Source organism: Actinocorallia libanotica (assembly GCF_039525175.1).
Taxonomy (GTDB): Bacteria; Actinomycetota; Actinomycetes; order Streptosporangiales; family Streptosporangiaceae; genus Actinocorallia; species Actinocorallia libanotica.
The window spans coordinates 154,026-163,787 of record NZ_BAAAHH010000017.1; the positions used below are offsets into that span (position 1 = coordinate 154,026).

The following is a 9,762-nucleotide window of genomic DNA, read 5'->3' on the forward strand; positions in this document are numbered from 1 at the left end:
CAGGTTATCCGCTCGACGCGGCCTTGGCCAAGCATGACAGCCCCTCGGGAGGGTTTTGTCTCGGCCCGGTTCCTGCCAGGATACGACCAAAGCAATCACTTACTTGGTGGTGGTCGTGGCGAACAGTGAATTCGAGATGCGGGGTTTCAACCACCTCGCCCTGGTATGCAGTGACATGCAGCGAACGGTGGACTTCTATCAGGGCGTGCTCGGCATGCCCCTGATCAAGACCATCGAGCTGCCCTTCGGCTACGGCCAGCACTTCTTCTTCGACGCCGGGAACGGCAACGCCCTCGCCTTCTTCTGGTTCGCCGACGCCCCCGAGGCGGTGCCCGGGATCTCCGCGCCCAAGGGCGTGCCCGACAGCGGCGAGCTGCTCTCGGCGGTCGGCTCCATGAACCACATCGCCCTCGACGTCCCGGCCGAGCGGCTCGAGGAGTACCGCGAGAAGCTCATCGCCAAGGGCCTGGAGGTCGGCAACATCCTCAACCACGACGACAGCGAGTACGGCGTCGCGCCCGCCTGGGACGAGGGCGTGTTCGTGCGGTCCCTGTACTTCAAGGACCCCGACGGGATCCTCGTGGAATTCGCGGGCTGGACCCGCGCGCTGGACCGCCCCGAGGACGTGCGGCACACCCCGAGGACCGCCGCCGACCTCACCCGCAACCGCACCGCCGACTGAGAGGCCACCATGCCGAGACTGCGTCAGGTCAAGCGCGCCGAGACCGACGACCCGCTCGTCCTGTTCTTCTACGACCGGCTGTTCGGCGAGGGCGTCGACCCCGTCGAGAACCCCGGCACCGCCACCGGCACCCCCGGCGACTGGTGGACCACTTTCGCCCTCGACAGCACCATCTTCAAGCACTGCGTGAAGGGCTTCCAGCTCTACCGCGGCGTCAAGCTCGACCCGCTGCTGCGCGAGCTGGGCCAGACCCTCGCCGGCTACCTGAAGGGCAGCCAGTTCGTCTTCTCCCAGCACTGCAAGCAGATGCGCGCGATGGGGGTGCCCGAGGAGAAGATCCAGGCGATCCCGTCCTGGGAGGTCAGCGACGTCTTCGACGAGTTGGAACGCGCCGTCCTGGCCTACACCAACGCGCTCGTCCTGGGCGGCGGCCGGGTCCGCGACGAGGTATTCGCGGTGCTGCAGAAGCACCTGCCCGACGAGCAGATCCTCGAGCTGACCTACACCACCTGCCTGTACGACATGCACGCGGTGATGACCAAGGCCCTGCGCCTGGAGTACGACGACAGGGAGGAGGCCATCACCGAGGTCGCGGCCCCCGAGGGGTACGGCACCCGCGACATCGCCGACGACATCACCGGCGGGCCCGGCCTCAGGACGTGAGGGCCGTGGCGGGCAGGCCGCTGAGCACCAGCTCGGCCAGCGCGTCCACCACGTCCTCCCGCGGCACCTCGGGGTGGTCCAGCCACCAGTCACCGGCGTTCTGGACCATCCCGATGATCGCGTGCCCCCACACCTGGGCGCGCACCCGGTCGGCCTCCGCGCCCTCGGCGACCATCAGCTCGGCGATCTCCCGGCCCAGGGTCTGCATCACCGTGGACATGACGCTGTGCGTCGCGCTGTCCTCGGTCCGCGCCCGGTGCATGAGGAACCGGTAGAGGTTCAGGTTCTCCGAGATCATCGCCAGATAGGTGTCGACGCCGCCGCGCACCCGCTCGGGCGCCCCGTCGGCGGCGAGCATGCGCTCCCTGATCGCCTCGATCAGCACCCGGCTGTGCCGCTCGGCCAGGGTGCGGTACAGCCCGCTCTTGGCGCCGAAGTGCCGGTAGAGGATGGGTTTGCTGACCCCTGCCTCGGCCGCGATCGCCGCCATGGACGCCTCGGGGCCCTCCCGCCGGATCACCGCGTCGGCGGCTTCGAGCAGCGCGCGGCGGCGGTCGGGGTCGCGTCCGCCCGGTGCCGCGCCGGTGTCGGTGCTCACGCTGCCTGTGCTCACGCCGCAAACGTTACGGGCAGGACATTCTCCCCCGCCAGTCGGAGCCGGGTAGGGTCGGCGCGTGCCCGAAGGTCATGTCATCCACCGTCTCGCCCGCAGGCTCACCGAGGCGTTCGCGGGCGAGCCCGTCGCCGCGGCCAGCCCCCAGGGCCGGTTCTCCGAGGGCGCGGCGCTGCTGCACGGCCGGCCGCTGCTGGCCGCCGAGGCGCACGGCAAGCACCTGTTCGCCGGGTTCCCCGCCGGCTGGCTGCACGTCCACCTGGGCCTGTACGGCAAGTTCGCCTGGGGGGAGCCGCCCGCCCCCGCCCCGGTCGGCCAGATCCGGTTGCGGCTGGTCGGCGAGAAGGCCTACTGCGACCTGCGCGGCCCCACCGTCTGCGAGCTGCTCACCCCCGGTGAGAAGGACGCGCTGCACGCCCGGCTCGGCCCCGACCCGCTGCGCCCGGACGCCGACCCCGACCGCGCCTGGGCGACGGTCTCCCGCAGCAGGCAGCCGATCTCCGCCCTGCTCATGGACCAGAAGGTCGTCTCCGGCGTCGGCAACATCTACCGGGCCGAGGTGCTCTTCCGGCACCGCATCGACCCCCGCAAGGCCGGGAAGGACCTCACTCCCCGGGAGTGGAAGGCGATCTGGGCCGACCTGGTGTCGCTGATGGCCGACGGCGTCGAGGCCGGGCGCATCGACACCGTGCGCCCCGAGCACATGCCCGAGGCGATGGGGCGGCCGCCGCGCGTGGACGCCCACGGCGGCGAGGTCTACGTCTACCGGCGGGCCGGGCTGCCCTGCCTGGTCTGCGGGCTGGCCGTGCGCACCGAGAGCCTCCAGGCGCGCAACCTCTTCTGGTGCCCGGGCTGCCAGAACTCCCCTTGATCATCTCGTCCGCGAAAGCGGGGCCGGGCGCGCGGGGCGGCCCCTAAGATCAGTCCATGGTGAACGAGCGCGCCGGGCAGCAGGCCCGCCCCGAGGATCTCGTCGACGTCGCGAAGCTGGTCACGGCGTACTACGCCCTGCAGCCCGACCCGCAGGACCCCGCCCAGAGAGTGTCCTTCGGCACCTCCGGGCACCGGGGGTCGGCGCTGCGCTCGTCCTTCAACGAGGCGCACATCCTGGCGACCACGCAGGCGATCTGCGAGTACCGGGCGGCCCGCGGCATCGACGGGCCGCTCTTCCTGGGCGCCGACACCCACGCGCTGTCGGAGCCCGCGCGGGTCACCGCGCTGGAGGTCTGCGCCGCCAACGACGTGGCGGTGCGCCGCCAGGACGGCTACACGCCCACCCCGGCGGTCTCCCACGCCATCCTCACCTGGAACAAGGGCCGCACCGCCCACCTCGCCGACGGGATCGTCGTCACGCCCTCGCACAACCCGCCCCAGGACGGCGGCTTCAAGTACAACCCGCCGCACGGCGGCCCCGCCGACACCGACGCCACCTCCTGGATCCAGGACCGGGCCAACGCGATCATCGCGAACGGCCTGAAGGAGGTGAAGCGCCTGCCGTACGAGCGGGCGCTGAAGACCGCGGAGACCTACGACTACCTCGGCACCTACGTGGCCGACCTCGGCTCGGTGCTGGACCTGGACGCCGTCCGCACGGCGGGCGTGCGCATCGGCGCCGACCCGCTGGGCGGGGCGAGCCTGGAGTACTGGGGGGCGATCGCCGAGGCCCACCGGCTCGACCTGACCGTGGTCAACCCGGTGGCCGACCCGACCTGGCGGTTCATGACCCTGGACTGGGACGGCAAGATCCGCATGGACTGCTCCTCCCCGTACGCCATGGCCTCCCTCATCGGGAACAAGGACGCCTACGACGTCTCCACCGGCAACGACGCCGACTCCGACCGGCACGGCATCGTCACCCCCGACGCGGGCCTGATGAACCCCAACCACTACCTGGCCGTGGCGATCTCCTACCTGTACGCCCACCGGCCCGAGTGGCCGGCCGGGGCGGGCGTCGGCAAGACCCTGGTGAGCAGCGGCATGATCGACCGCGTCGCCGCGGGCCTGGGCCGCCCGCTGGTGGAGGTGCCCGTCGGGTTCAAGTGGTTCGTGCCGGGCCTGATGGACGGCTCGCTGGGCTTCGGCGGCGAGGAGAGCGCGGGCGCGTCGTTCCTGCGCCGCGACGGCGGGGTGTGGACCACCGACAAGGACGGGATCATCCTGGCGCTGCTCGCCGCGGAGATCATCGCGGTGACCGGGAAGTCCCCGAGCGCGCTGTACGGGGAGCTGACCGAGCGGTACGGCGCGCCGAGCTACGCCCGGGTGGACGCCCCGGCCACCCGCGAGCAGAAGGCGGTGCTGGCCGGGCTCTCGCCCGAGCAGGTCACCGCCTCGCAGCTGGCCGGCGAGCCGATCACCTCGGTGCTGACGGCCGCGCCGGGCAACGGCGCGGCCATCGGCGGCCTGAAGGTCGCCACCGAGAACGCCTGGTTCGCCGCGCGCCCCTCGGGCACCGAGGACGTGTACAAGATCTACGCCGAGTCCTTCCAGGGGCCCGAGCACCTGGCCCGGGTTCAGGAGGAGGCGCGCGCCCTGGTCTCCTCGGTCCTGGACTGACCCGCCGGCTCCCCGGCCGCCTGCGCCGACTCCGCCGCGGTGAGCGTCCCCTGGTCGCGTCCCGCGGCCAGGCGGAACTCCTCGTAGGGGTTCTGCAGGCGGCCGAGCGCCACCATCTCCCGGTGGAAGAACAACGCCAGCGTCCAGTCGGCCATCACCCGCACCTTGCGGTTGAAGGTCGGCACCCGCATCAGGTGGTAGGTGCGGTGCATGAACCAGGCGGGCAGGCCGCGCAGCTTCACGCCGTAGACCTGGGCGACGCCCCGGTGCAGGCCGAGGCTGGCGACCGAGCCCGCGTAGGCGTGCCGGTAGGGCTTCAGCGGCTGCCCGGTGACGGTGGCCACGATGTTGTCGGCGAGCACCTTGGCCTGGCGGACGGCGTGCTGGGCGTTGGGGGCGCAGAACTGGCCGGGGTTGGTGAGGTCGGGCACCGCGGCGTTGTCACCGGCGGTGAAGGCGTCGCGGTGGCCCTCGACGGTGAGGGTGGGCTCGGCCTTGAGCCTGCCCTTGTCGTCCAGGGGCAGGTCCGTCTCGCGCAGCATGGGGTGAGGTTTGACGCCCGCGGTCCACACCAGGGTGGCGGCGTCGAACTCCTGCCCGTCCGACAGCACGATGCGGCAGTTCTCGGCGGACTCCAAACGGGTGTTCAGCAGTACCTCGATGCCCTGGCGGCGCAGCTCGTCCACGGTGTAGCGGCCCATCTCCTCGCCCACCTCGGGCAGGATGCGGCCGGTCGCCTCGACCAGCACCCAACGCGGCTCGGCCGCCAGCTCCGGCAGGTAGCGCAGGGCGTCGTCGGTCATGTCCGCCAGTTCGGCCAGCGCCTCGACACCGGCGAATCCGCCGCCGACGACCACGTACGTCAGGGAGCGGCGGCACTCGTCGGGGTCGCGGGTGGAGGCGGCGCGGTCGAGTAGTCCCAGCACCCGGTTGCGCAGGTGGATGGCCTCCTCGATGGTCTTGAAGCCGATGCCGTTCTCGGCGAGGCCGGGGACGGGCAGGGTGCGCGAGACCGAGCCGACCGCCATGACGAGCAGGTCGTAGCGCACGGGCCAGTTCTCGCCCTCGACGATCTCCACGCGGGCGGTGTGCTGCGCGTGGTCGATGGAGGTGATCCTGCCGATGATCAACCGGGTGTGGTGCAGCGCCCTGCGCAGCGGGATGGTCACGTGCCGGGGCTCCAGGTTGCCCGCCGCGGCCTCGGGCAGGAACGGCTGGTAGGTCATGTAGGACTCGGGGTCGACGAGGGTGAGCTCCACCTCGCCGCGCCGGAGCTGGCGGCGCAGTTTCCGCTCCAGCCGCAGAGCGGTATAGAGGCCGACATATCCCCCGCCGACGATCAGGATTCTTTTCGCCATATCTCATGCGGTGCCCGATGTCCCGGTTCGGAAACTGTGAGCCTATCTTCAGTGACATGTCACGTTCGGAACCGTCACGCTGGACCCGTCCGATTCCGCTGATCGGAGACGCCTCGGCCGCCGCCGAGCGCGCCGCCGACCCCGCGGCCTGGGCCTTCGACACGGCGGAGCGTGCCGCCTTCTACGGGGTCGTGGGGGCGCGGCGCGACATCCGCCGGTTCCGGCACGACCCCGTGCCGGACGACGTGCTGCGCCGGGTGCTGGAGGCCGCGCACGCCGCGCCCTCGGTGGGGCACAGCCAGCCCTGGCGGTTCCTGGTGGTCCGGGACGCCGCGCTGCGGGACGCCGCCGCGCTCATGGCCGAACGGGAGAAGCTCGCCCAGGCCGACCTGCTGGAGGAGGAGCGCGCCCGGCGGCTGCGCGACCTGTCCCTGGAGGGCATCCGCGCCGCGCCGCTGGGCGTGGTGGTCTGCTGCGACCGCCGGACGCCCGCCGCCGGCGTCCTGGGCCGCGCCACCTTCCCCGACTCCGACGTCTGGTCCTGCGCCTGCGCCATCCAGAACCTGTGGCTCGCCGCCCGCGCCGAGGGGCTGGGCCTGGGCTGGGTCACGCTGTTCCCGCCCGAGGAGCTCGCCATGCTGCTCGGCCTGCCCGAGGGCGTGGTCACCCTGGGCTGGCTGTGCCTGGGCTGGCCCGACGAGCGCCCGCCCGAGCCGGGGCTGGAGCGCCGCGGCTGGTCGAGCAGGCTGCCGCTGGAGGAGGTCGTGCTCACCGACCGCTGGCCCGGCGCCGAACCGGCGCCCCCGCCGTCCCATCTGGCCGCGCCCCCGCCCCCGGCGGTCGTCGCCGCCCGCGACGACGCCGACGAACTGCTGGCCGTCCCCGCGTCGCTGGGCGTGCTGGACGCCGTCCTGGACAGGATCCTGGCGGTACGCCCCCAAGGCCTGGAGTCGGGCCACCTCGTGCTGGCGGCCTCCGACCACCCCGTGACCCGGCACGCGGTGTCGGCCTACCCGGTGTCGGTCACCCGCCAGATCCTCGACGCGACCTCCGCAGGTACCTCCCAGGGAGCCGTCGCGGCGCGGGCGGCGGGCCTGGGCGTGCTCGCGGTGGACGCGGGGGTGCTGCCGCCCGAGTCCGTGCCCCGGCCGCCGTTGCCCGACGGACTGGAGGAGATCGTCGCGCGGGCGGTGAAGGCGGCCTCCGAGCGCGGCGACCTCGCACAGAAGGACGCCCTCACCGCGGAAGGCGTACGGGCGCTCGTCGAGGCCGGACGCGCCGTGGGTGCCTGGACGGCCCCGCGCGGGCTGGTCGTGCTGGGCGAGGCGGGCATCGGCAACACCACTCCGGCCGCCGCGCTGGCCGCCGCGCTGCTGGGCGTCCCGGCGGAGGAGGCGGTGGGCCTGGGCGCCGGCGCCGACAGCGCCATGGTCGGGCGCAAACTGGGGGTGGTGAGGCGCGTCCTGACCCGGCTGGACGGGCGGCGCGACCCGCTGGAGGTGCTGGCGGTCGCGGGCGGGGCGGAGTTCGCGCTGCTCACCGGCGTGGTGCTGGGCGCCGCGGAGGAGGGCGGGATCGTCCTGCTGGACGGGCTGGCCACCTCGGTCGCGGCGCTGGCGGCCGTGCGCCTGTCGCCGGGCGCCGCCGCGCACCTGGTGGCCGGCCAGCGCAGCCGGGAGCGCGGCCACGCCCCGGTGCTGCGCGCGCTCGGCCTGGAGCCGCTGCTGGACCTGCGCCTGCGGGCGGGCGAGGGCGCCGGTGCCTGTCTGGCCGCCGGGCTCGTCCTCGACGGCCTGCGCATCCGTAGGGAAATGGCTCGTACATCATGATCCAGGGTGATTAGTCTGACCTAAGGATCTTTGAGAGGACATGAGATGCAGCAGGTGAAGCTGGGGTCCCAAGGGTTGACCGTCTCCGCGCAGGGACTGGGCTGCATGGGCATGAGCCAGTCGTACGGGCACGCCGACGACTCGGTGTCCATCGCCACCCTGGAGCGGGCGCTCGAGCTGGGCGTCAACTTCTTCGACACGGCCGACGTGTACGGGGAGAGGGGCGTCTACGGGTTCGGCGCGAACGAGAAGCTGCTCGGCCACGCCCTCCACCGCCGCCGCGACGAGATCGTCCTCGCCACCAAGTGCGGCATCCACGGCATCCACCCCAGCGGCCGCGGATTCCAGGTGGGCGCCTCCCCCGAATACGTGAAGCGGGCCTGCGAGGACTCGCTGGAGCGGCTGCGCACCGACCGGATCGACCTGTACTACCTGCACCGCGTCGACCCCGAGACCCCCATCGAGGAGACCGTCGGCGCGATGGCCGAACTCGTCCGCGAGGGCAAGGTGCGCCACCTCGGCCTGTCCGAGGTGACCGCCGAGCAGCTGGAGAAGGCGCACGCCGTCCACCCCATCAGCGCCCTGCAGAGCGAGTACTCGCTGTGGACGCGCGGCATCGAGGAGTCGGTGCTGCCCGCCGCCCGCCGGCTGGGCGTCGGGATCGTCCCCTTCTCCCCGCTCGGCCGCGGCTTCCTCACCGGCACGGTCGCCGGGGCGGAGTTCACCGATGACGACATGCGCCGCACCAACCCCCGCTTCAGCCACGAGGCCATCGCCGCCAACCAGGCCATCGTCGAGGTCGTGAAGGAGATCGCCGCGGAGCGGGGCGTGCGGCCCGGCCAGATCGCCCTGGCCTGGGTCCACTCCCGGGGCGCGGACGTCGTGCCCATTCCCGGCACCAAGCGCCCGGCCTACCTGGAGCAGAACGCCGCGGCCGCCGAACTGCAACTGACCCCCTCCGAACGGGAAAGGCTCGACCCGCTCGCCGCGCAGGTGACAGGCAGCCGCTACTGAGTCACCGTAGGGTCACGGGGCAAACCTCCGGGGACGCTCGGGCGTCCTACCGGTGACGACGTATGCGAGGAGCCCGCCCATGCCCGATGTCCAACCCCTGCGATCCGGCGATCCCGAGGCCGTCGGCGGATACCGGCTGACGGGACGCCTGGGACAGGGCGGGCAGGGCGTGGTCTACCTCGGCGAGGGGCCCGAGGGGCGCCCGGTGGCGGTGAAGCTGCTGCACGCCAACCTTGACGACGCCGCGCGCCGGCGGTTCGTGCGGGAACTGGCCGCCACCAAGCGTGTCGCGCGGTTCTGCACCGCGCAGGTGCTCGACGCCGACCTCGACGGCGACCGCCCGTTCATCGTCAGCGAGTACGTGGAGGGGCCCTCCCTGTCGGCCGCGGTCGAGGCCGAGGGCGTGCTGGCCGACGGCGCGCTGGAGCGCCTGGCGACCGGCACGCTCACCGCGCTCGCCGCCATCCACCAGGCCGGGGTGGTGCACCGCGACTTCAAGCCCGGCAACGTGCTGCTGGGCAGGGACGGACCGCGCGTCATCGACTTCGGCATCGCCAAGGCGCTGGACGGCGCGGCCCTGGCCACCCAGCCCAGCGAGGTCATCGGCACCCCGGCCTACATGGCGCCCGAGCAGGTCAGGGGCGAGGCGGTGGGCCGCCCCGCCGACGTGTGGGCGTGGGCGGCGACCCTGGTGTTCGCCGCGACGGGGGTGCCGCCGTTCGGGCTGGACGGCATCACCACGGTCATCGGGCGGATCCTGCACGCCGACCCCAACCTCGGCGGGATGAGCGGGCCGCTGCGCGACCTGGTGCGGGAGTCCCTGGCCAAGGACCCGAACGCCCGGCCCAGCGCGCAGGACCTGCTGCTGCGGCTGCTGGGCGGGCCCGAACTCCCGGCCGCCGCGGCGCAGGCGCCGCCCACCGCGCTGCTGGAGCTCGGCGAGGACAGGGCGGTACCGGAGCGGACGACCGCCCCGCTGTCGTCCGACCCGTGGCCCGCGCCCGCCGCCGCGGGGGCGTCGGCCTTCGACGCCACCCGGCCCGCCCCGGC

The 9,762-nt window shown here is 73.0% G+C and carries 9 protein-coding genes; 7 read left to right on the forward strand and 2 right to left on the reverse strand.

From position 1 onward, the window contains the following. Window positions 1-115: 115 nt before the first annotated feature. Together ABD140_RS21190 and ABD140_RS21195 are read left to right on the forward strand one after the other, a co-directional pair. The gene (locus ABD140_RS21190) at window positions 116-682 is read left to right on the forward strand and encodes a VOC family protein (protein ID WP_344242640.1); all 567 of its coding nucleotides are present in this window, start codon (window positions 116-118) and stop codon (window positions 680-682) included. Between the two features lie 9 nt (window positions 683-691). After that, window positions 692-1,345: a carboxymuconolactone decarboxylase family protein gene (locus tag ABD140_RS21195; RefSeq protein ID WP_344242641.1), complete on the forward strand. Its 654-nt coding sequence runs from the start codon at window positions 692-694 to the stop codon at window positions 1,343-1,345. On the opposite strand, the gene ABD140_RS21200 is transcribed toward ABD140_RS21195, so the two are convergent. Continuing rightward, complete coding sequence (locus ABD140_RS21200) at window positions 1,335-1,958, reverse strand: TetR family transcriptional regulator (RefSeq protein WP_344242642.1); 624 nt, start codon at window positions 1,956-1,958, stop codon at window positions 1,335-1,337. The two genes, ABD140_RS21195 and ABD140_RS21200, sit on opposite strands and share 11 nt — an antisense overlap. A gap of 61 nt (window positions 1,959-2,019) precedes the next feature. Here ABD140_RS21200 and ABD140_RS21205 point away from each other — a divergent pair, with 61 nt between their 5' ends. Continuing rightward, entirely contained in the window at window positions 2,020-2,829 is an 810-nt protein-coding gene (locus tag ABD140_RS21205; protein ID WP_344242643.1) for an Fpg/Nei family DNA glycosylase, read from the forward strand. A 56-nt stretch (window positions 2,830-2,885) separates the two neighbouring features. Continuing rightward, window positions 2,886-4,511 (forward strand): phosphoglucomutase (alpha-D-glucose-1,6-bisphosphate-dependent), encoded by a 1,626-nt coding sequence (gene pgm / locus ABD140_RS21210; protein WP_344242644.1) that lies wholly within the window; start codon window positions 2,886-2,888, stop codon window positions 4,509-4,511. On the opposite strand, the gene ABD140_RS21215 is transcribed toward pgm, so the two are convergent. Then, window positions 4,469-5,869 (reverse strand): NAD(P)/FAD-dependent oxidoreductase, encoded by a 1,401-nt coding sequence (locus ABD140_RS21215; RefSeq protein ID WP_344242645.1) that lies wholly within the window; start codon window positions 5,867-5,869, stop codon window positions 4,469-4,471. The genes pgm and ABD140_RS21215 overlap by 43 nt on opposite strands. Before the next feature lie 56 nt (window positions 5,870-5,925). Here ABD140_RS21215 and bluB point away from each other — a divergent pair, with 56 nt between their 5' ends. The 3 genes from bluB to ABD140_RS21230 form a co-directional block, all read left to right on the forward strand. After that, a complete protein-coding gene (gene bluB / locus ABD140_RS21220) occupies window positions 5,926-7,698 on the forward strand; it encodes a 5,6-dimethylbenzimidazole synthase (protein WP_344242646.1) in 1,773 nt (590 codons plus the stop codon). A 45-nt stretch (window positions 7,699-7,743) separates the two neighbouring features. Then, the gene (locus ABD140_RS21225) at window positions 7,744-8,712 is read left to right on the forward strand and encodes an aldo/keto reductase (RefSeq protein ID WP_344242647.1); all 969 of its coding nucleotides are present in this window, start codon (window positions 7,744-7,746) and stop codon (window positions 8,710-8,712) included. A gap of 79 nt (window positions 8,713-8,791) precedes the next feature. Next, a partial coding sequence (locus ABD140_RS21230; RefSeq protein ID WP_344242648.1) for a serine/threonine-protein kinase occupies window positions 8,792-9,762 on the forward strand: 971 nt, incomplete at its 3' end.